Below are 21,387 nucleotides of genomic sequence, written 5' to 3'. Positions count from 1 at the left end.
ATGAGCAGTATCGACCCTAAACAATTCGGCAAGGTGGCAGTGCTGCTCGGTGGCGATTCCGCCGAGCGCGAGGTGTCGCTCAATTCCGGCCGCCTCGTGCTGCAAGGTCTGCGCGACGCCGGTATCGACGCGCATCCGTTCGATCCGGCCGAGCGTCCGCTCGCCGCGTTGAAGGATGAAGGCTTCGTGCGCGCGTTCAACGCGCTGCACGGCGGCTACGGCGAGAACGGCCAGATCCAGGGCGCACTCGATTTTTACGGCATCCGCTACACGGGAAGCGGCGTGCTCGGCTCGGCGCTCGGTCTCGACAAGTTCCGCACCAAGCTCGTGTGGCAGCAACTGGGCATTCCGACGCCGCCGTTCGAAGCCGTGCTGCGCGGCGACGACTACGAAGCGCGCTCCCACGAGATCGTCGCGAAGCTCGGCTTGCCGCTCTTCGTGAAGCCGGCGAGCGAAGGGTCGAGCGTCGCGGTGATCAAGGTGAAGAGCGCCGACGCATTGCCGGCGGCGCTGATCGAAGCGGTCAAGTACGACAGGATCGTGGTGGTCGAAAAGAGCATCGAGGGCGGCGGCGAGTACACCGCGTGCATCGCCGGCGATCTCGACCTGCCGGTGATCCGCATCGTGCCGGCCGGCGAATTCTACGACTATCACGCGAAGTACATCGCCAACGACACGCAATACCTGATTCCGTGCGGCCTGACGGCGGATGAGGAAGCGCGTCTGAAAGTGCTGGCGCGCCGCGCGTTCGACGTGCTCGGCTGCACCGATTGGGGCCGCGCCGATTTCATGCTCGACGCCGACGGCAACCCGTACTTCCTGGAAGTGAACACGGCGCCCGGCATGACCGATCACTCGCTGCCGCCGAAAGCGGCGCGCGCGGTGGGCATCAGCTATCAGGAACTGGTCGTCGGCGTGTTGGCGCTGACCTTGAAGGACTGAGAAGGACTAAACGGGGCAACTCGAAAGCAACACCATGTGGAACAACGTTCGCCAGCTCAATCTCGCCGCCAACGCATTGCATGCGTTGCTGGTGCTCGTGCTGCTGGCGGCAGGCGGTTACTGGCTGATCCAGCGCCCGAACTTCGCGCTGCACGAGATTCAGATCGACGGCGATACCGAGCACATCAATTCGCCGACGGTGCGCGCCGGTGTGGTCGGGCGTCTGAAGGGCAACTTTTTCACGGTCGATCTCGACGTCGCGCGTCAGGCGTTCGAGCAGATGCCGTGGGTGCGTCACGCGAGCGTGCGGCGCGTCTGGCCGAATGCGCTGGCTGTCACGCTCGAAGAGTACAAACCGCTGGGGACGTGGGGCAGCGATCAACTGGTGAGCGTGGACGGCGAACTGTTCACCGCGAACCAGGGCGAACTCGAAGAGGAGCTGCCTGCATTCGACGGCCCGGACGGAACAGCGAAGGAAGTCGTCGCGCGGTATCACGACTTCCAGAAATGGTTTGCGCCGTTAGGCGCGACGCCCGAGGAAGTGACGCTGTCGCCGCGCTACGCGTGGACGGTGAAGCTGTCGAACGGCATGCAGGTGGAACTTGGACGCGAACGCAATCAGGACACGCTGCTCGATCGCAGCAAGCGCCTGACCGCGGCCTGGAACGCGGTGACGCAACGTTGGGGGAAGGACATTGAGTATGCGGACTTGCGCTATCCGAACGGTTTCGCGATTCGTGCCGCTGGCATGCGCTTCATCAGCGAACCCGACAAGGGCAAGAAGTAAACGGACATCACACGCAATGAGCACGCTATGAGTAAAGACTATAAAGATCTGCTGGTCGCCCTCGACATCGGGACGTCGAAGGTGGTGGCCATCGTCGCCGAGTTGAAGGGCGAGGGTCACTACGAGGTGATCGGTCTCGGCCAGAGCGAATCGAAGGGGCTCAAAAAGGGCGTGGTGGTGAACATTGAGGCCACCGTGCAGTCCATTCAACGTGCGCTCGAAGAAGCGGAGTTGATGGCCGACTGCAAGATCACGAACGTATTCACCGGCATCGCCGGCAGCCATATCCGCAGCTTCAATTCGAGCGGCATGGTGGCGATCAAGGAAAAGGAAGTCACGCAGACGGATGTGGCGCGCGTGATCGAGACGGCGAAGGCGATCAACATCCCGACCGATCAGCAGGTGCTGCACATCCTCACGCAGGAATTCATCATCGACGGCCAGGAAGATGTGCGCGAGCCGATCGGCATGAGCGGCATTCGTCTCGAAGTGAAGGTGCATATCGTCACCGGCGCGGTGAGCGCGGCGCAGAACATCGTCAAGTGCGTGCGCCGTTGCGGGCTCGAAGTGAACGATCTGATCTTGCAGCCGCTGGCGTCGTCGCTGGCGGTGCTGACCGAGGACGAAAAGGAGCTCGGCGTGGTGCTGGTCGATATCGGCGGCGGCACGACGGATATCGCGATTTTCAGCGAAGGCGCGATCCGCCATACGGCGGTGATTCCGATCGCCGGCGACCAGATCACGAGCGATATCGCGATGGCCTTGCGCACGCCGACGCCGGACGCGGAAGACATCAAGGTGGATTACGGCATCGCCAAGCAGGCGCTGGCCGATCCCGACGAAATGATCGAAGTGCCGGGTCTCGGCGAGCGCGGTCCGCGCACGCTGTCGCGCCAGGCGCTGGCGGCGGTGGTCGAGCCGCGTGTCGAGGAACTATTTTCGCTCGTGCAGCAGGTGGTGCGCGAGTCGGGTTACGAGGAACTGCTGAGCTCCGGCGTGGTGCTGACCGGCGGCGCGTCGATGATGCTCGGCATGGTCGAACTGGGCGAGGACATTTTCCTGAAGCCGGTGCGCATCGGCGTGCCGGAATACGCGGGCGGTCTCGCCGACGTGGTGCGCAACCCGCGTTATTCGACGGCGATGGGCCTGCTCGTCGAAGGACGCTCGCAACGCATGCGCGGCCGCAAGGTCGCGGTGCAGTCGGGGTCGATGGGGCAGGTGTTCACGCGAATGAAGGACTGGTTCCTCGGCAACTTCTAACGAATTGGCTTTAAAGAACGGGCTTTAAAAAATACGCGCTGGTGCCGGCGGCCGGCGCGCGACAGGGGGTTGCCCGATCTCCTGCCGAATAACGGCCGAGTGGCTGCAATTTTTTATCTTGACGGAGGCAACATGGAATTCCAGATGCTGGAAACCGAAACGAACGGCACCATCATCAAGGTGATCGGAGTCGGTGGCGCTGGCGGCAATGCCGTTCAGCACATGATCAACAAAGGCGTGCAAGGCGTCGACTTCATCGTGATGAACACGGATGCGCAGGCGCTGTCGCGCTCGCGCGCCACCGCGGTGATCCAGCTCGGCAATACGGGGCTTGGCGCTGGCGCCAAGCCGGAAATGGGCCGCGCGGCAGCGGAAGAAGCGCGTGAACGCATCGCGGATTCGCTGCGCGGCGCGCACATGGTGTTCATCACCGCCGGCATGGGCGGCGGCACGGGCACGGGCGCGGCGCCGGTGGTCGCGCAGATCGCCAAGGAAATGGGCATCTTGACCGTCGGCGTGGTCAGCAAGCCGTTCGAATTCGAAGGCGGCAAGCGGATGCGCGTCGCGGAAGCCGGTTCGCAGCAACTGGAGGATCACGTCGACTCGCTGATCGTCGTTCTGAACGACAAGCTGTTCGAGGTGATGGGCGATGACGCCGAGATGGACAAGTGCTTCCAGTGCGCAGACGACGTTCTGAACAACGCGGTTGCCGGCATCGCGGAAATCATCAACGTCGACGGTCTGGTGAACGTCGACTTCGAGGACGTGAAGACGGTGATGGGCGAGCAGGGCAAGGCGATGATGGGCACGGCGACGGTCGCCGGTGTCGATCGCGCGCGTCTGGCCGCCGAGCAGGCTGTCGCCAGCCCGCTGCTGGAAGGCGTGGATCTGTCGGGCGCGCGTGGCGTGCTGGTGAACATCACGTCGAGCCGTTCGCTGCGTCTGTCGGAAACGCGCGAAGTGATGAACACCATCAAGAGCTATGCGGCGGAAGACGCCACGGTGATCTTCGGCGCGGTGTACGACGATGCAATGGGCGACGCGCTGCGCGTGACGGTCGTGGCAACGGGCTTGGGTCGCGCGGCGAAGAAGCAGCAATCGGCACCGATGACGCTGCTGCGCACCGGCACCGACAACCAGCCGGTCAACGCGCACCACGCCGGCTATACGCCGTCGCACGCGAGCACCGCCGATTACGGCGCGCTGGATACGCCGGCTGTATGGCGCACGTCGCGCGATACGGCGGCGTCGCATGTGCAGGCGTTGCAGGAAAAGGGCGTCGACACGTACGACATTCCGGCGTTCCTGCGCAAGCAGGCGGACTGAGCGCACGAGCAGGCTTTCGTCGCCGCTCTGTTTTAAAAGCGTTGGCGGACGACTGCACGAGCGTGGCGGGTGAACGGCGATCAGGCCGCGTATCGTCGGATTCGCGGCAAGGACAAGTGCCCTCTTCGGATTCGCGAAGCGGATGGGGCGACTGTCGCCGGACGGCGCAGCCTGTGATTGGGCTGACGCTGAAATCACTGCGACACGACGACGTGCGAGCATGCTCCGCATCGATGCAAAGGACTGAGCATGATTCAGGCAGGTGACAAGCTGCCCGACGCGACACTCTTCGAATTCGTCGAAGACGAGCGGGCGGGCTGCACGATCGGGCCTAACAGCTTCGACGTGCGCGAGCAGACGGCGGGCAAGCGCGTGGTGATCTTCGGATTGCCGGGCGCGTTCACGCCGACCTGTTCGGCCAAACATGTACCGGGTTATGTCGAGCATGCCGAGCAGTTTCGCGCGCTTGGCGTCGACGAGATCTGGTGCGTGTCCGTCAACGACGCGTTCGTAATGGGCGCGTGGGGACGCGATCAGCACGCCTCGGGCAAGGTGCGCATGATGGCGGACGGCAGCGCGGCTTTCACGCGGGCACTCGGTTTGGAGCAGGATTTGTCGGCGCGCGGCATGGGAATCCGTTCCCAGCGCTACGCAATGGTGGTCGACGACGGCGTGGTCAAGACGTTGAACGTCGAGGCTGCCGGCAAATTCGAAGTCAGCGATGCAGGGAGTATTCTGGCTACGTTGAGCTAGTCACTCGACGTCGAATCCTTCGCCCCCGGTCACACAGCGGTACGCCGCGAGCGTGTTGTGCAAGGGCAACGACGGATAAGACGCTTTTGTGACATGCCGTTACGCGGGCCGATGACCGGAAACGCCTCCGTTCCGGACATCGGCCCGTCACGCTTTCCCTGGCAGCCGCCCAGCGGGTAATGGAGCGAAACAGATTGATACGTTCCATGCGACGACGCTCCTTAGGGTAATGGAGTATAATTCGTGCTATGGAACAAAAAGTCCCGATTGGGATTTTCAATCGAATAGAAGATCACCATGTTGAAGCAGCGCACTATCAAATCGATCGTCAAGACAGTCGGCATCGGCCTGCATTCCGGCCGTAAAGTCGACTTGACGCTCCGTCCGGCGGCGCCGGATACCGGCATCGTGTTTTCGCGCGTGGATTTGCCCACGCCGGTGGATATTCCCGCATCGGCAATGTCGATTGGCGATACGCGCCTCGCTTCGGTGCTGCAGAAAGACGGCGCGCGCGTGTCGACGGTCGAGCATTTGATGTCCGCCTGCGCCGGTCTCGGCATCGACAATCTTTACGTCGACGTCACCGCCGAGGAAATCCCGATCATGGACGGCAGCGCGGGTTCTTTCGTGTTTCTGATTCAATCGGCCGGTATTGAAGAACAGAACGCGGCGAAGAAATTTATCAAGGTCACCAAGCCAGTCGAAATTCGCGACGGCGATAAATTCGCGCGTCTCGATCCGTATTTCGGTTTCAAGCTCAAATTCACAATCGATTTTCGTCATCCGGCTGTGGATAAAACCGGTCAGGCGCTGGAAGTGGATTTCGCCAATACGTCATACGTGCGGGAAATCGCCCGCGCCCGTACTTTCGGTTTCGCGCATGAAGTCGAAATGATGCGCGAACTCGGCCTGGCGCGCGGCGGCAGCATGGACAACGCGATCGTGCTCGACGAATACCGCATTCTGAACAACGACGGCCTGCGTTACGACGACGAATTCGTGAAGCACAAGATGCTCGACGCGATCGGCGACCTGTATGTGATCGGTCATCCGCTGCTGGCTTCGTACAACGCGTACAAGTCGGGTCACGGCCTGAACAATGCGCTGCTGCGCGAACTGCTGGCGCATGAAGATGCGTACGAAATCGTCACCTTCGACGACCAGCAAAAAGCGCCGCGCGGCTTCGCCTACGAGACGCAGACGGCTTTTGCATAAGCTCTGCGGTTGAAAACCTCGAAGCGAACGGATGATAAACAAGCGGCCCAAACGGGCCGCTTTTTTTTGCTCAGCGATTTCTCCGATGCCGTGCCGCCATTTTCGCCAGCGCTTCCTGTAGCGGCGACGGCGCGAGCGATTCGCTCAACGCGTGCAGCGCGTCGGCGCCGACCGGCGTCATGCGCGCCTGCTTGGCCGGCGGCGGTTCCTTGACAGGCTGCGGCCGCACGCGGATTCGCAGCGCATTCACCGGCCAGCCGCGCTGCTGCAAATCGGATAGCAAGCGCGGCTCGATGTGCCGCAAACGCGCCGCCAAAGCGTTGTGCGCGGCAAACAGCGCCAGCACGCCTTCCTTGATGAAGCTGGGCTCCACGCTGGTTGCCAGATAGTCGGGCAGCAGTTCCCGCAAATCCTTCTCCAGCGCGGCGATCTGCTCGACGCCCGCGCGCAGGGCCGCGAACGCGTCGGTGCGCTTGAGCACCTCGGCGACGGGCTGCGGGCGGCGCGCGTTGAACTGCTTGGGCGGCGGCCTTGAAAAGGACGGAGAACGGCTCATGTTCGATCGTGACGGCGTGTTCGCGCCCCATGCGCGTTCACGCCGCGATTGTACCGCGCGAGACACGTCGCGGTCCGCCTCGAACGGCGCCGCCGGAGCTCGCTGCGACGGGCTTCGGACGCCTTGCCGCCGTCGCACCGCTGACACAGGCGCGGGCGGGGGCGCGTGCTAAAATGCGCGATTCGAATTCACTCTTGGACTAAGCCGCCGAGGCCCTTCCGACCCGGGAGCGCACGTGCATGAACCGCACGCCGCGAACCAGCCGAAGCCGCGACGCAGACACCGATCCGATGACCACCGGCTTTCTACAGAAGATTTTTGGCAGCCGCAATCAGCGGTTAGTCAAGCAATACCAAAAGACCGTCGCGGCGATCAATGCGCTCGAGCCGCAGATCGAGCAATTGGCGGACGATCAACTGCGCGCCAAAACGGGTGAATTCCGCCAGCGCGTCGCGAGCGGCGAATCGCTCGACAAGCTCCTGCCGGAAGCCTTCGCGGTGTGTCGCGAGGCGAGCAAGCGGACGCTGAAAATGCGCCACTTCGACGTGCAACTGATCGGCGGCATGGTCTTGCACTACGGCAAGATCGGCGAAATGCGCACCGGCGAAGGCAAGACGCTCGTCGCCACGCTGCCGGTCTACCTGAACGCGCTGTCGGGCCGCGGCGTGCACGTCGTCACGGTCAACGACTATCTCGCGCAGCGCGATGCCGAATGGATGGCGCGGCTGTACAACTTCCTCGGCATGTCGGTCGGCATCAATCTGTCGCAGATGGATCACGCGGCCAAGCAACAGGCCTACGCCGCCGACATTACCTACGGCACCAACAACGAATTCGGCTTCGACTACCTGCGCGACAACATGGTCTACGAGACCGACGCACGCGTGCAGCGAGCCCTCAATTTCGCGGTGGTCGACGAGGTCGACTCGATCCTGATCGACGAAGCCCGCACGCCGCTGATCATCTCCGGCCAGGCCGAGGATCACACCGAACTCTACGTGCGCATGAACGCGCTGCCGCCGCTGCTCGAACGCCAGATCGGCGAAGAGAAGGCGGACGGCACCGGCGTCGAGAAGCCGGGCGACTACACGCTGGACGAGAAAGGCCGTCAGGTGTTCCTGACGGAATCGGGCCACGAAAAGGCGGAGCGTCTGCTCGCCGAGTGGGGCTTGATCGGCGAGGGCGAAAGCCTGTATGCGCCGCAGAACATCACGCTGATGCACCACGTGTACGCGGCGCTGCGCGCGCACACGCTGTTCTTCAAGGATCAGCACTACGTGGTGCAGAACGGCGAGGTGGTCATCGTCGACGAATTCACCGGCCGTCTGATGTCGGGCCGCCGCTGGTCGGACGGCTTGCACCAGGCCGTCGAGGCGAAGGAACACGTCAAGATCCAGAGCGAGAACCAGACGCTCGCGTCGATTACGTTCCAGAACTACTTCCGCATGTACGCGAAGCTGGCCGGCATGACCGGCACGGCCGATACCGAAGCGTACGAATTCAACGAGATCTACGGGCTCGAGACGGTCGTGATCCCGACCAACCGTCCGCCCAAGCGGATCGACAAGCAGGATCAGATCTACAAGACCGCGAAGGAACGCTACGACGCGGTGATCCGCGACATCCGCGATTGCTATGAGCGCGGGCAGCCGGTGCTGGTCGGCACGACGTCGATCGAAAACTCGGAACTGCTGTCGCATCTGTTGAAGCAGGCCGGCTTGTCGCACGAGGTGCTGAACGCGAAGCAGCACGCGCGTGAAGCGGAGATCGTCGCCGAAGCGGGCCGTCCGAAGCGCATCACGATCGCCACCAACATGGCCGGCCGCGGCACCGACATCGTGCTCGGCGGCAACGCGGAAAAGCAGGCGTCGTTCATCGAACAGGACGAAACGATTCCGGCCGACGAAAAGCAGCGCCGCATCCAGAAGCTGCACGACGAATGGCAGGCGCTGCACGATCAGGTGAAGGCCGCGGGCGGTCTGCACATCATCGGCACCGAGCGTCACGAGTCGCGCCGGATCGACAATCAGTTGCGCGGCCGTGCGGGCCGTCAGGGCGACCCCGGTTCGTCGCGCTTCTATCTGTCGCTGGAAGATCCGCTGCTGCGCATTTTCGCGGGCGACCGCGTGCGCGCGATCATGGATCGCCTGAAGATGCCGGAAGGTGAAGCGATCGAGGCGGGCATCGTGTCGCGCTCGATCGAATCGGCGCAACGCAAGGTGGAAGCGCGCAACTTCGACATTCGCAAGCAATTGCTCGAATACGACGACGTGTCGAACGATCAGCGCAAGGTGATCTACCAGCAACGCAATGAATTGCTCGAAGCGAACGACATCACGGAAACCATCGGCGCCATGCGCCATGGCGTGATCGCCGACATCGTTCATCAGTTCGTGCCGGCCGGCAGCATCGAGGAGCAGTGGGACGTGCCTGAACTGGAGGAAGTGCTGCGCAACGAATGGCAACTCGACCTCGCGATCCAGGAAATGATCAACGAGTCGAACTCGATCAGCGTGGACGAGATTCTCGAAGCGGTCGAAGGCGCCGCGGACGAAGCGTACGAAGCGAAGGTCGAACTGGTCGGCCGCGAATCGTTCAGCGCGTTCGAACGCTCCATCATGTTGCAAACGCTGGATCGCAGTTGGCGCGAACATCTGGCCGCGCTCGATCATCTGCGCCAGGGCATTCACCTGCGCGGCTATGCGCAGAAGAATCCGAAGCAGGAATACAAGCGCGAGGCGTTCGAACTGTTCGCCGCCATGCTCGACGCCGTCAAACTCGAAGTCACCCGCGTGGTGATGAACGTGCAGATCCAGTCGCCGGAGCAACTGGAACAGGCGGCCGAGCAGTTCGAGGAGCAGGGCAGCCACCTCGAAAACGTCGAGTTCCGTCACGCCGAATTCGCCGAGGCCGCCGCCGCGGCGCCCGTTGCCGCCGAGGCGGCCACCGCCGCCATGATCGGCGAGGCGATGAGCCACGGCTCGTCGTCGCACGCGGCGGGCTCGCGTGTCAGCGCAGACGAGGTGCCGAAGGTCGGCCGCAACGACCCGTGCCCGTGCGGCAGCGGCAAGAAGTACAAGCAGTGCCACGGCAAGATCGCGTAATGCCGAAGGCAGCGCGCTTCCGAGCGCGCCGCGTCGTTTTGTACGCTGCTTGCTGTTGATTTCGCGGTGGTTCGGCAACACACCCGAGCCATCAGTTTCCGATCCCTCGATGCCGGCGTCCGCCGGCATTTTCTTCGACAGGTCGCGACCATGGCTGTCAATTTCCCCTCGATCGATCCCGCTCAACTCCATCCCGTCGCCGGCGTCACGCTCGGCTGGGCGGAGGCGAATATCCGCAAGCCGAACCGCAAGGACGTGCTCGTCATTTCCGTCGACGAAGGCGCGACAGTAGGCGGCGTGTTTACGCGGAACCGTTTTTGCGCCGCGCCGGTCACGGTGTGCCGCGAAAATCTGGAGCGCGTGCGTGCGGGCGGCAAGCCGATTCGCGCGCTGGTGATCAACACCGGCAACGCCAATGCGGGTACGGGCGAACCGGGTCTCGCGCATGCGCGCGAAACCTGTGCCGAACTCGCGCGTTTGGCCGACATCGCGCCGGAACAGGTGCTGCCGTTTTCGACGGGCGTGATTCTGGAGCCGCTGCCGGTCGATCGTTTGAAGGCGGGCCTGCCGGCCGCGCTGGCGAACCGCAAGGAAGCGAACTGGTATGACGCGGCGCAGGCGATCATGACCACGGACACGCTGCCGAAGGCCACGTCGCGCCAGGTCACGATCGAAGGCCACACGGTCACGCTAACCGGCATCAGCAAGGGCGCCGGCATGATCAAGCCGAACATGGCGACCATGCTCGGCTTCCTCGCGTTCGACGCCGCGGTTGCGCAGCCGGTGCTCGACGCGCTGGTCAAGCACGTGGCGGACCGCTCGTTCAACTGCATCACGATCGACGGCGATACGTCGACCAACGATTCCTTCATCCTGATCGCGTCGGGCAAATCGAGCCTGCCGGCGATCACCTCCACCGATTCGCCCGCCTACGCAGCGCTGCGCGACGCGGTGACCGAAGTCGCACAAACGCTTGCGCAACTGATCGTGCGCGACGGCGAAGGCGCGACCAAATTCATGACGGTGCATGTCGAAGGCGGTTCGAGCGTCGGCGAATGCCGCCAGATCGCGTACGCGATCGGCCATTCGCCGCTCGTGAAAACGGCTTTTTACGCATCGGATCCAAATCTCGGCCGCATTCTCGCGGCCATCGGCTATGCCGGCGTGGACGATCTCGACGTCGGCAAGATCGATCTGTATCTGGACGACGTGCTGGTCGCGACTGCCGGCGGCCGCAATCCGGCCTACCGCGAGGAAGACGGCCAGCGCGTCATGAAAAAGAGCGAGATCGGCATTCGCGTCGTGCTCGGCCGCGGCAACGCGCAAGCCACGATCTGGACTTGCGATCTGTCGCACGACTACGTGAGCATCAACGCCGACTATCGTTCGTAACCAGGTTCATCACGCGGCTGACGGCCGCTCACTCACAGCCATGGACAAACTCGAACAGTTTCTGACCCGAGCCGAAGCCGTGCTCGTTCGCCTCGAAGCAATGCTTCCGCCCGCCGCACCGCAGATCGACTGGTCGTCGGCGGTCGCTTTTCGCTGGCGCAAGCGCCAGGGGCGCGGCTACTTGCAGCCGGTGCCGGCGATTTCGACCATCACGCTCGAGGACCTGCAAAACATCGATCGCCAGAAAGGCTTGATCGAGCAGAACACGCGTCAATTCGTGCACAAGCAGCCGGCCAACAACGTGCTGCTGACGGGCGCGCGCGGCACGGGCAAGTCGTCGCTGATCAAGGCCTGCCTGAACGCGTATGCGAAAGACGGTTTGCGTCTGATCGAAGTGGACAAGGACGACTTGCACGATCTCGGCGATATCGTCGAGCTGATCGCGCAGCGGCCGGAGCGCTTCGTGGTGTTCTGCGACGATCTCTCGTTCGAGGACGGCGAGTCGGGCTATAAGGCGCTGAAGGTCGCGCTGGACGGCTCGATCGCCGCGCAATCGGACAACGTGCTGATCTACGCGACCTCGAACCGCCGTCATTTGCTGCCCGAGTACATGAGCGACAACGAGACGTACAAGCACACGTCCGACGGCGAAATCCATCCCGGCGAACTGGTCGAGGAAAAGATCTCGCTGTCCGAGCGCTTCGGGCTGTGGGTCAGCTTCTATCCGTTCAAGCAGGACGACTACCTGTCGATCATCGGCCACTGGCTGCGCCATTTCGGTTGCGACGACGCGGAAGTCGAGGCGGCGCGCGGCGATGCGCTGGTGTGGGCGCTCGAACGCGGGTCGCGCTCGGGGCGCGTTGCATGGCAATTCGCGCGCGACTGGTCCGGCCGGAAGAACGAGGCATGAGCGGCGCGCGGAACAACGCCGCGGGCCGTCCGGTGACGGAAGTCGCCGTCGGCGTGCTGATTCAGCCCGACGGCCGGTATCTGCTGGCGCAGCGTCCGGCCGGCAAGCCGTACGAGGGTTATTGGGAGTTTCCGGGCGGCAAGCTGGAGGCGGGCGAGTCGGTCGAAGCGGCGCTGGCTCGCGAACTGCACGAAGAGTTGGGCATCGACGTCAAGGCAAGCCACCTTTGGCATACGCTCGAACACGATTACCCGCATGCGTATGTGCGGCTGTTCTTCTGCAAGGTGACGGACTGGGCCGGCGAGCCGCACGGGCGCGAGGGTCAGGCGTTTGTCTGGCAGGCACTGCCCGCGGATGTCTCGCCTCTGTTGCCGGCGACGATTCCCGTGTTGGAATGGCTCGCGGCTGAGAAAAACTAGCGGAACGACGTGAGGTCGCGAGCGCTGTGCGACGCAGCGTCCGCGTGCGTGGAACAGTGCGCGCGGCGCTGCATTCAGTGCGGGTTGTAGTCCCCGCCCGGCGACTCGTCGGACTGCGCGTCCTGGTCCGAGGCGCCGATCTTGTACTTCTCGGCGGCCCAGGCGCCGAGGTCGATCTGCTTGCAACGATCGGAGCAGAACGGGCGAAAGCGGTTTTCAGGGGTCCAGCGGACATCCTTTCCGCAAGTAGGGCATTTGACGACAGTGGGCATACGGTCAGGCAGTCAATCGCGAATGGAATATAGGTCGAATATAGGGTGCTTCCCGCCGCTTTAAAGGCGCGACCCCGCGATCCGGTTTTACGGGGCGAACGTTACAGGCTGCACAAGGTGAGCTGGAACGGCACGTCGATATCGACGGCGCGCGGACGCAGATCGCCGTCCTGCACGGTGAAACGCACCCACAGCATGTACTTGTTGGCGCTTGCTTCTGGGATCACACGCAATTCAGGTGCCACGCGTACCTGCATCAATTGATACGAACGGCCGGACAGCATTTGCTGATAGCTGCCCTGCATCGCCATGACCTTGGACGCCTGGCCGGATTCGCGCGCGAGACGCAAGACGATCGTGGCGGCATCGCGCAGCGGCAGCAAGGGCGTCACCCATTTGGCAATGTCTTGCCGGCGCTGATCGGGATGAGTTTGCTGCCAGGCGTAGTACGAAGGCAGATCGAACTTGCACGTGCCGCCAGGGATGATCGCTCGGCTGCGGATGCTGGCGAGCCACTCGTTGTCTGCAAGATGCTGGCCGGTTTTCCCTTGCATTTGCGAAAGGCCCGACAAGGTTTGCTCGATTTCGCCGAGCACCGCTTCGAGCGCGTTCTGCTCGATTCCCGGATTGCCCCGAAACGGCGCGAGCGTTTGCCGTTGACGCTCGAGTTCCTTCATCAGATCCGACTTCAGATCCGCGCGACCCGCTACCTCTGAGATTTCGAACAGCGTTGTCAGTGCAACGTGATGTTCCCTGGCGTCTTCCTGCGTCAGAAAGAACGTGAAGCGCTCGAACAGATCTTCGAGGCGCAATAGCGTCCGGATTCGCTCGTTGAAGGGATACTCGTAAAGGATCAAGCGGGCTCGCCTCGGGCGTGGTCGGTGACGGGAATGCAGGACATTCTAATGCCGTGGGACTACCCTAGCAATCACGCACTTTCTTGGCACGTTTTCGCAACTTCCTTCACGTGTTTCGGGCAGTTTTCTGCGTGCTTCGGCTCGCGTGACGCGGCAAAGTTCAACGCAGGAGCGGAGATGTGGGCGCGTGCCGCTCACGCGCCCGCGAGCGACAGGTACACGCAATGCTGAGCGTCGACTTGCGCCTTGAGTGCATCGAACGGCACGTTGTCGTTGTCGATCACGTCGTCGGCTGCGGCGAGGCGCGCTTCGCGCGTCGCCTGGCGGCCGATGATCGCCAGCACCTGTTCGCGGCTGAAACCATTGCGAAGCATCACGCGCGAGATTTGCGTGTCGACGCTGCAATCCACAGTCAAAACGCGGTTCACGCGCGTTTTCCAGTTGCCGGACTCCACGAGCAGCGGCACGACTACGATGACGTACGGTCCCTGTGCGTCCCGCTGCTCCCGTTCGGTTTCCGCGCGAATCAACGGATGCGTGATGGCTTCGAGCCGCTTGCGCGCGCCTTCGTCGCTGAACACCAGGGCGCGCATGCGGGCGCGGTCGAGCGAGCCGTCCGCCGCGACGAACACATTGCCGAACTCGGCGGCGATTTGCGGCATCGCCATGCCATGCGGCGCGGTGATGCGGTGCGCGATCCGATCCGTGTCGACAAGCGGTACGCCATGCGCGGCGAATAGATCGGCCACGGTGGATTTGCCGCTGCCGATGCCGCCGGTCAGTCCCACAACGAACATGCTTCAGCCTCCCAGAACCATGAAAAGCGGTGTGCCGACGAACAGCGTAACAGCGCCGCCGGCCGCGAGAAAAGGCCCAAACGGCAATGGTTCCGCGAAGCGCATGCGGCCGCGCCATGTGGCCGCGAGACCGACCACCGCGCCGGTCAGCGCGGCGATCAGCACGATCTGCAGCAGCGCGGCCCAGCCGAGCCACGCACCGAGCGCCGCCAGCAGTTTGAAATCGCCATAACCCATGCCTTCGACGCCGCGCACCAGCCGGAATAACCAATGCACGGCCCACAGCACCAGGTAGCCGAAAATCGCGCCGAGCACCGCGTCATGGAGGCTCGCGAACATGCCGTTGAAGTTGACGATGAGACCCGCCCACAAGAGCGGCAGCGTCATCGAGTCAGGCAGTAGATGCGTGTCGATGTCGATCGCGCTCATCGCGAGCAGCGCCGCGCAGAGTCCGAACGCGGCGAGCGCCGTGCCGGTCGGGCCGAACAGCGCGAGCGCGCCTGCCGCGAGCGCGGCGCTGGCGATTTCGATGGCCGGATAGCGCAGGCTCACGCGCGCCTTGCATGCCGAGCAGCGCCCGCGCAGCAGCACGTAGCTCAGCACCGGCAGGTTCTCCCATGCGCTGAGGACATGACCGCAGTGTGGGCACGCGCTGCGCGGCACCCACAGGTTGTAGCGCGCCGGCAGGCCGTCTTGTTCCACCGGCTTATCGGTGGCCTCGCTGATTTCCTCGCGCCATGCGCGTTCGAGCATGATCGGCACCCGATGCACGACGACGTTCAGGAAGCTGCCGATCACGAGGCCGAACACGATCGCGAACGTGAACTGAACGCCGGCCGGCAAGCTGCCGAACGCGAGGCCGAGACCCGTTGCGACATGACCGGGCAGTAGACTCGAAAGCAGGCTGGAAGAGGTTTCTGGCACGAGTGGAAGAGTCGCCTGCATAGGTAAAGGGGGGGATTCGGCTGCGATGCTACACCACGTTGCCGAGTTGAATAATGGGAAGATACATCGCGATCACGAGGCCGCCGACCAGCGCACCCAGCACGATGATCACAAGCGGCTCGCACAGGCTTGCCAGTGTGCCGATCTTTTCGTCTACCTGACGATCGGCGAGCGCGGCCACGTCGAGCAGCATGGTGTCGAGGGCGCCGGATTCCTCGGCAACCGCAACCGGCTGCACGATCTCCGGCGGAAAGCAATGCGCCGCGCGCATTGCCGCTGCGAGCCGTTCGCCGCGCCGCAGCCGCGCGGCGATCTCGACGGTGGCGCGGTCGAAGAACGCGTTGCCGGTGGCGTGCGTCAGGGAATCGAACGCGTCGGCGAGCGGCGTGCCGGCCGACAGCAAGGTGCCGAGCGCGCGGCTCCAGCGCGCCGCGCACAACGTGCCGAGCAACGGACCGGCGACCGGTATTTTCAGCGACGAGCGCGCGAAGCGCAGGCGCGCCGCTTCAGAGGTTCGTAGCAGAAAGGTCATAGCCGAGCTTGCCGCGAAGAGCATGGCGATCACCGGTATGCTCCAGCGCGCCGCGCCGGCCGATAGCGCCAGCACGAACTGCGTCGGCGCGGGCAGTTTGGCGCCGAAGCCGTCGAAGATCTGCTTGAAGGTCGGCACGACCCATATCAGCAACGCCGCGGTAATCGCCAACGCCAGCAACAGAATCGCAAGCGGATAGGTCAGGGCGGCGCGCACCTTCGCGCGTTGCGCGGCGGCGCGTTCCCGGTCATCGGCGATGCGGGCGAGGACGGCGGCGAGCGCGCCCGCTGCTTCGCCCACTTCGACGAGCTGACAGTACAGCGCATTGAATTGCGCCGGATGCCGCTGCAATGCCGCCGAGAAACGCAAGCCGCCGGTGATGTCGCGCGCCAGTGCGCCGATGATGCGCGGCATGCCTTGCCGCCGCGAAGTCTGCGCTTGCGCCAGCAGCTCCAGCGCGGACGCGAGCGGCAGACCGGCGCGCAGCAGGCTGGCGAGCTGCCGGGTGAAGAGCGTGACGTCCGCGGCGCGGGCTTTCGCGCGCGGCGCCGGCCCCTGCGCCGTGAGTTCGACGACGAACAGGTTGTCGCGCTTGAGCATCGCGCGCGCGGAACCGGCGTCCGGCGCGATGAGCGCGCCGTTTTTCCTTGCACCGTTGCCGTCGACGCCGCGCCATTTGAAGCGCACGTCGGCCGCTAGCGGCGGACGGGGCGTGACGGCGCTCATGCAACCTCGGTGGCCGCGAGCGCTTCGGCGAGACTCGTGGTGCCGTCGCGTACACGGGCCAGCGCCGCGTCGCGCAAGGTGGCCACCTGCTCGGTTTGCGCGAGCCGAGCGAGTTCATGCGTGCCCGCGCTCGCCACGATCATTTCACGCATCGCATCGGAGACGGGCATCACCTGATGCACGCCGACACGGCCGCGGTAGCCGATACCGTGGCATCCCGCGCATCCCGTGGCGGCGTAGGGTTCCCAGCCGTCGAGTTGGTCGTCGGTGAAGCCGGCTGCCCGAAGCGCCGCTGCCGATTGCGGCGCGGGCGCGCGGCAAGCAGCGCAGAGTCGCCGCACCAGCCGCTGCGCGGTCACCAGCCGCAGCGCCGCTGCCAGGTTGTACGGCTCGACGCCGATGTCGATCAGGCGCGCGATGGCGGCGGGCGCGTCGTTCGTATGCAAGGTGGACAGGACGAGATGGCCGGTCTGCGCGGCTTTTACCGCGACGTCGGCCGTTTCCTCGTCGCGGATCTCGCCGACCATGATCACGTCCGGGTCCTGCCGAAGAAACGCGCGCAACGCCACCGCGAAAGTCAGCCCGGCTTTTTCGCGCACGCTGACCTGATTGATGCCGGCCAATTGAATCTCCGCCGGGTCTTCCACTGAACAGAGATTGCGTGCCTCGCCGTTGAGCAGATTCAGGAAGCAATACAGCGACAGCGTTTTGCCGCTGCCGGTGGGCCCGGTGACGAGCACGAGGCCATGCGGCGCGCGAATCGCGGCATCGACGGTTTCACGTTGCCGCGGATCGAGGCCGAGCGAGTCGAGGGAAAGATCGGCGGGCAGCGCGTCGAGCCGACGCAACACCAGCTTTTCCCCGAACAGGGTCGGCAGCGAGTTGACGCGATAGTCCTCGACCCGTCCCGGCGACGTGGCGATGCGTAGTCGGCCGTCTTGCGGCACCCGGCGCTCGGCGATGTCCATGCGCGCCAGCACCTTCACGCGCGTGATGAAGGCGTCGCGCAGATGCGCGGGCGGCTGTGGTATTGCATGCAGCACGCCGTCGATTCGCAGACGCATGCGCCAGCCGTGTTCGGCCGGCTCGATGTGCAGGTCCGACGCGTTGCGGCGGGTGGCTTCCTGCAGCGTGTCGGTCAACAGCCGCACGGCGGGGGCGTTGTCCGGATCGGTGAGATTGGCGCTGGCGTCGGGCGTGAATGCCTTGGGCTTCGCCTTGGCGGCGCTTTCGCTATTGAACGCGACGGGGCGCAACGATGCCGCTGCGGGTTGAAAAGAAGCTTGCATGAGATTCGGTGATGAGCCGCCTGTGGAACGTGACGGCTTCATCATCCGGTATGGCGGCGGCCGTCGCCATTCAGCCATTCGGCTAATGGCGCGCGCTGCGCTCGTGTGCGATGCTGGCGTGCGCCGGGTCAGCCGCGCGACGCTTTGCCGGTTTTGGCGCGTACCGGCGGTTTGAACAGCTTGACGGTGCGGATCGCCTGATCGTCGCTGCGCAATACCTCGAGTTTGAGTTCGCCAATCTGCACGCAGACGTCGCCATCGGGAATGTCCTCGAGGATTTCGAGGATCAGTCCATTGAGCGTTTTGGGTCCGTCGGTGGGCAGCGTGAGATGCAGCCAGCGGTTCAGTTCGCGCAGCGGCATACTGCCCGCCACGATGCATTCGCCATTTTCGTTCCAGCCGCCGCGCGAACTGGCGCTACGCGGAATCGACGTGGTGAACTCACCGATCAGCTCTTCGATGATGTCTTCCGGCGTCACGAGTCCTTGCAGTTCGCCGTATTCGTTGACCACCAGCGCCGTGCGGTGACGGCTCTCCTGAAAGTATTGCAGTTGCTGGAACACTGGCGTACCGGTCGGCACGAAATACGGCTCGGCCAGCAGCTCGCGCAGCGTCTCACGCTCCAGTTCCTGGTTGTGCAGGGCGGCGAGCGTCTTGCGAACATGCAGCACGCCGAGCACGCGGTCGATGTCGCCTTGATAGACGATCAGCTTGTTGTGGTAGCAGGTTTCCAGTTGATGCAGGATCTGTTCGAACGGCGCGTCGAAATCGAGCGATTCGATGCGGCGGCGCGGGATCATCACGTCGTCCACGGAAATATTCTCGAGGTCGAACAGGTTCAGCAGAATGCTGCGGTGCTTGGTCGGCATGAAGCTGCCGGATTCGAGCACGATGGTGCGCAGTTCCTCGGTGGACAGGCGTTGGTCGCGCACGTCTTTCGTATTGATGTGCAGCACGCGCAAGATGCCGTTCGCGAACAGATTGACGAACCACAGGAGCGGCTTGGCGACGCGCATCATCGGCGCGATTAGCAGACTGGCCGGCAACGCGATTTTTTCGGGAAACGTGGCGCCGACGATTTTCGGTGTGATTTCCGCGAACACGATGATCAGGAACGCGACGATGCCGGTCGCGATCGACAGCACCACGTTGTTGCGGCCGAACGTGTGCAGTGCAATCGACGTGGTGAGCACCGGGATGATCGTGTTGAACAGATTGTTGCCGATCAGGATCACGCTCAGCAATTGATCGGTGTGCCCGAGCAGGCCTTGCGTGGTCTTCGCGCCGAACGCGTTCTGATTGGCAAGATGTTTCAGGCGATGGCGGTTGAGCGCCATCATCGCCGTTTCAGAGATCGAAAAGAAGCTGGAGCAGATGAGCAGCAGAAAGACGGCGCCGATCTGCGCCCATAAGGGAAGTTGTTCCACGCGTAGTGACGGATAGGGACAGGATGGAGTGAATATAGCAGAGGGGATTATGCGAGCCGCCCGTTCGGATGGCCCGGGACGATCGGCACATCGGCGCAGCTCACGCATGGGAAGCGAAAAGCGAGACGCAAACAAAAAAACCGCCGAGCAAGCTGGGCGGTTTTTCGAACCTTGAATTAACAAGGAAAATCTGGTCGGGGTGAGAGGATTCGAACCTCCGGCCTCTACGTCCCGAACGTAGCGCTCTACCAGGCTAAGCTACACCCCGAATTTGGTACTGCGGACTCAATTCAGACAAACCCGGCGTTTCAGTCTCATTCAAGACTGTCTCGCCGTCGAGTAAGAACATAATTCTAGCAGGCTTTCTTTGTAAATGGAATCAGGGAACGACGAAATTGCTGCGGCTGCGGCCTGTGCTTCCTGTTTCGCGCATTCGAGCGTGTGGTCCAGCGCGCCCGAACGCGTGATCGCCTCGAAAATCGTGTCGAAGCGATCGGTGCCGCCTTGCTCGATCGCTTCACGTGCGAGCGCCGACTGCTCAGGCGTGCCGCGCTCGATCAGATAGATTAGCGGCAGCGTGGGTTTGCCTTCGCGCAGATCGTCGCCGGCATTCTTGCCCATGGATTGCGCCGTGCCCGTGTAGTCGAGCCAGTCGTCCATGATCTGGAACGCCGTGCCGATGCGCCGGCCGAACTCCGCCGCGGCGGCTTCCGTTTTCGCGTCCGCGCCGGCCAGCACCGCGCCCAGTTGGGCGGCGGCTTCGAACAGTTTGGCGGTCTTGTAGCGGATCACTTGCATGTAGCGCGACTGGTCTACGTCGGCGTCGTGCATGTTGAGCAGTTGCAGCACTTCCCCTTCGGAGATGATGTTGGTCGCCTCCGACAGGATTTCCATTACGCGCATCTTGCCCACGCCGACCATCATCTGGAACGAGCGCGAGTACAGAAAGTCGCCCACCAGCACGCTCGCGGCGTTGCCGAACAGCGCATTGGCGGTCTGACGGCCGCGCCGCAAGTCCGATTCGTCGACTACGTCGTCGTGCAGCAGCGTCGCCGTGTGGATGAACTCGACGACCGCCGCCAGTACGTGCCGGTGCCCTGTGGTCTCGCCCAGTGCGCCCGCCACCAGCAGCAGCAGCGCGGGCCGCAGCCGCTTGCCGCCGGCGCTGATGATGTATTCGGAGATCTGGTTGATCAGCATCACGTCGGACGCGAGGCGGTGCCGGATGACGCGATTGACCTGCTCCATGTCTTCGGCGATCGGGGCGAGCAGGCTGGCGGCGTTGGGGGAGGGGGTGGCGGTCGACGACATGATGGCTGAATTGGGTAGTGCCGCGAATTATAAGGCGAATCGCGGCAGTTCCGGGCCGCAGGCTACGGCGCGGGGGCGATCTGCGCCACGGCGGGCGGCGCGGCTACGCTGGGCGGGCAAGGCGCCGGACGGTGCGCATGGCGGCTCTCAACGAGTTTTGACCGAGCAGCTAACTCTATGTATAATCACGGGTTTCCGCGCGCGGTGCGTGGGAAAAATGAACACAGAGTGAGGTTCTCAATGTACGCGGTCATAAAAACCGGTGGCAAGCAGTATAAAGTTGCCGTCGGCGAAAAACTTAAAGTAGAACAGATACCGGCAGACATTGACGCTGAAATCACGCTCGACCAGGTTCTCGCAGTGGGCGAAGGCGAATCGATTAAGTTCGGTACGCCGCTGGTCAGTGGGGCTTCCGTCAAGGCTACCGTCGTGTCGCAAGGTCGTCACGCAAAAGTGACCATCTTCAAGATGCGTCGCCGGAAGCACTACCAGAAGCATGGCGGCCACCGCCAGAACTATACCGAACTGCGCATCGACGCGATCAACGCGTAAGCGCACCGGTTAAGG

The 21,387-nt window shown here is 63.5% G+C and carries 20 protein-coding genes and 1 tRNA gene; 11 read left to right on the top strand and 10 right to left on the bottom strand.

All coding sequences use genetic code 11. From position 1 onward, the window contains the following. From CUJ90_RS15880 to lpxC, 6 genes are all read left to right on the top strand, one after another. Complete coding sequence (locus CUJ90_RS15880; RefSeq protein ID WP_083086471.1) at positions 1-942, top strand: D-alanine--D-alanine ligase; 942 nt, start codon at positions 1-3, stop codon at positions 940-942. 34 nt (positions 943-976) lie between these two features. Next, entirely contained in the window at positions 977-1,729 is a 753-nt protein-coding gene (locus CUJ90_RS15875) for a cell division protein FtsQ/DivIB (protein ID WP_073431279.1), read from the top strand. A 27-nt stretch (positions 1,730-1,756) separates the two neighbouring features. Next, positions 1,757-2,989 (top strand): cell division protein FtsA, encoded by a 1,233-nt coding sequence (gene ftsA / locus CUJ90_RS15870; RefSeq protein ID WP_007180311.1) that lies wholly within the window; start codon positions 1,757-1,759, stop codon positions 2,987-2,989. A 132-nt stretch (positions 2,990-3,121) separates the two neighbouring features. Further along, positions 3,122-4,315: a cell division protein FtsZ gene (gene ftsZ / locus CUJ90_RS15865; protein WP_073431278.1), complete on the top strand. Its 1,194-nt coding sequence runs from the start codon at positions 3,122-3,124 to the stop codon at positions 4,313-4,315. A 249-nt stretch (positions 4,316-4,564) separates the two neighbouring features. After that, a complete protein-coding gene (locus CUJ90_RS15860) occupies positions 4,565-5,068 on the top strand; it encodes a peroxiredoxin (protein WP_114163168.1) in 504 nt (167 codons plus the stop codon). A 297-nt stretch (positions 5,069-5,365) separates the two neighbouring features. Continuing rightward, positions 5,366-6,283, top strand: a complete 918-nt coding sequence (gene lpxC, locus CUJ90_RS15855; protein WP_073431276.1) for a UDP-3-O-acyl-N-acetylglucosamine deacetylase — start codon at positions 5,366-5,368, stop codon at positions 6,281-6,283. 70 nt (positions 6,284-6,353) lie between these two features. Here lpxC and CUJ90_RS15850 read toward each other — a convergent pair whose 3' ends face one another. Continuing rightward, entirely contained in the window at positions 6,354-6,839 is a 486-nt protein-coding gene (locus CUJ90_RS15850) for a DciA family protein (RefSeq protein WP_073431275.1), read from the bottom strand. A gap of 290 nt (positions 6,840-7,129) precedes the next feature. On the opposite strand from CUJ90_RS15850, the gene secA reads away from it, so the two are divergent. The 4 genes from secA to CUJ90_RS15830 all read left to right on the top strand — a co-directional run bounded on the left by secA (position 7,130) and on the right by CUJ90_RS15830 (position 12,664). Further along, positions 7,130-9,943 (top strand): preprotein translocase subunit SecA, encoded by a 2,814-nt coding sequence (gene secA / locus CUJ90_RS15845; RefSeq protein WP_073431297.1) that lies wholly within the window; start codon positions 7,130-7,132, stop codon positions 9,941-9,943. A 150-nt stretch (positions 9,944-10,093) separates the two neighbouring features. Then, positions 10,094-11,335: a bifunctional glutamate N-acetyltransferase/amino-acid acetyltransferase ArgJ gene (gene argJ / locus CUJ90_RS15840; RefSeq protein WP_073431274.1), complete on the top strand. Its 1,242-nt coding sequence runs from the start codon at positions 10,094-10,096 to the stop codon at positions 11,333-11,335. Positions 11,336-11,375: 40 nt separating this feature from the next. After that, positions 11,376-12,245 (top strand): ATP-binding protein, encoded by an 870-nt coding sequence (locus CUJ90_RS15835; RefSeq protein ID WP_114163167.1) that lies wholly within the window; start codon positions 11,376-11,378, stop codon positions 12,243-12,245. After that, positions 12,242-12,664 (top strand): NUDIX domain-containing protein, encoded by a 423-nt coding sequence (locus CUJ90_RS15830; protein ID WP_073431272.1) that lies wholly within the window; start codon positions 12,242-12,244, stop codon positions 12,662-12,664. The genes CUJ90_RS15835 and CUJ90_RS15830 overlap by 4 nt, the downstream gene beginning before the upstream one ends. A 74-nt stretch (positions 12,665-12,738) precedes the next feature. Here the strand turns inward: CUJ90_RS15830 and yacG are convergent, their stop codons facing one another. The 9 genes from yacG to CUJ90_RS15785 form a co-directional block, all read right to left on the bottom strand. Next, on the bottom strand, positions 12,739-12,936 hold the full coding sequence (yacG, locus tag CUJ90_RS15825; protein ID WP_073431271.1) for a DNA gyrase inhibitor YacG: 198 nt from the start codon (positions 12,934-12,936) through the stop codon (positions 12,739-12,741). A gap of 101 nt (positions 12,937-13,037) precedes the next feature. After that, positions 13,038-13,793, bottom strand: a complete 756-nt coding sequence (gene zapD / locus CUJ90_RS15820) for a cell division protein ZapD (RefSeq protein ID WP_073431270.1) — start codon at positions 13,791-13,793, stop codon at positions 13,038-13,040. A gap of 194 nt (positions 13,794-13,987) precedes the next feature. Beyond that, on the bottom strand, positions 13,988-14,590 hold the full coding sequence (coaE, locus tag CUJ90_RS15815; protein ID WP_083086477.1) for a dephospho-CoA kinase: 603 nt from the start codon (positions 14,588-14,590) through the stop codon (positions 13,988-13,990). Positions 14,591-14,593: 3 nt separating this feature from the next. Next, on the bottom strand, positions 14,594-15,535 hold the full coding sequence (locus CUJ90_RS15810) for a prepilin peptidase (RefSeq protein ID WP_073431268.1): 942 nt from the start codon (positions 15,533-15,535) through the stop codon (positions 14,594-14,596). A gap of 28 nt (positions 15,536-15,563) precedes the next feature. After that, positions 15,564-16,793, bottom strand: coding sequence for a type II secretion system F family protein (locus CUJ90_RS15805; protein WP_083086479.1), 1,230 nt, complete (start codon positions 16,791-16,793; stop codon positions 15,564-15,566). After that, positions 16,790-18,082: a GspE/PulE family protein gene (locus CUJ90_RS15800; protein ID WP_083086481.1), complete on the bottom strand. Its 1,293-nt coding sequence runs from the start codon at positions 18,080-18,082 to the stop codon at positions 16,790-16,792. Before CUJ90_RS15800 ends, CUJ90_RS15805 begins: the two co-directional genes overlap by 4 nt. Positions 18,083-18,210: 128 nt before the next feature. After that, entirely contained in the window at positions 18,211-19,509 is a 1,299-nt protein-coding gene (locus CUJ90_RS15795) for an HlyC/CorC family transporter (protein WP_073431265.1), read from the bottom strand. Positions 19,510-19,700: 191 nt separating this feature from the next. Next, positions 19,701-19,777 (bottom strand) — tRNA-Pro (locus CUJ90_RS15790). Positions 19,778-19,827: 50 nt separating this feature from the next. Then, complete coding sequence (locus tag CUJ90_RS15785; protein WP_073431264.1) at positions 19,828-20,820, bottom strand: polyprenyl synthetase family protein; 993 nt, start codon at positions 20,818-20,820, stop codon at positions 19,828-19,830. Between the two features lie 240 nt (positions 20,821-21,060). Between CUJ90_RS15785 and rplU the strand changes: the two genes are divergently transcribed. Next, a complete protein-coding gene (rplU, locus tag CUJ90_RS15780; protein ID WP_007180329.1) occupies positions 21,061-21,372 on the top strand; it encodes a 50S ribosomal protein L21 in 312 nt (103 codons plus the stop codon). The last annotated feature ends 15 nt before the right edge of the window (positions 21,373-21,387 follow it).

It is taken from the genome of Paraburkholderia terricola, from assembly GCF_003330825.1.
GTDB lineage: Bacteria > Pseudomonadota > Gammaproteobacteria > Burkholderiales > Burkholderiaceae > Paraburkholderia > Paraburkholderia terricola.
Note: the sequence above shows the minus strand (reverse complement) of the source record. Positions and strands in the feature narration are given on the sequence as shown.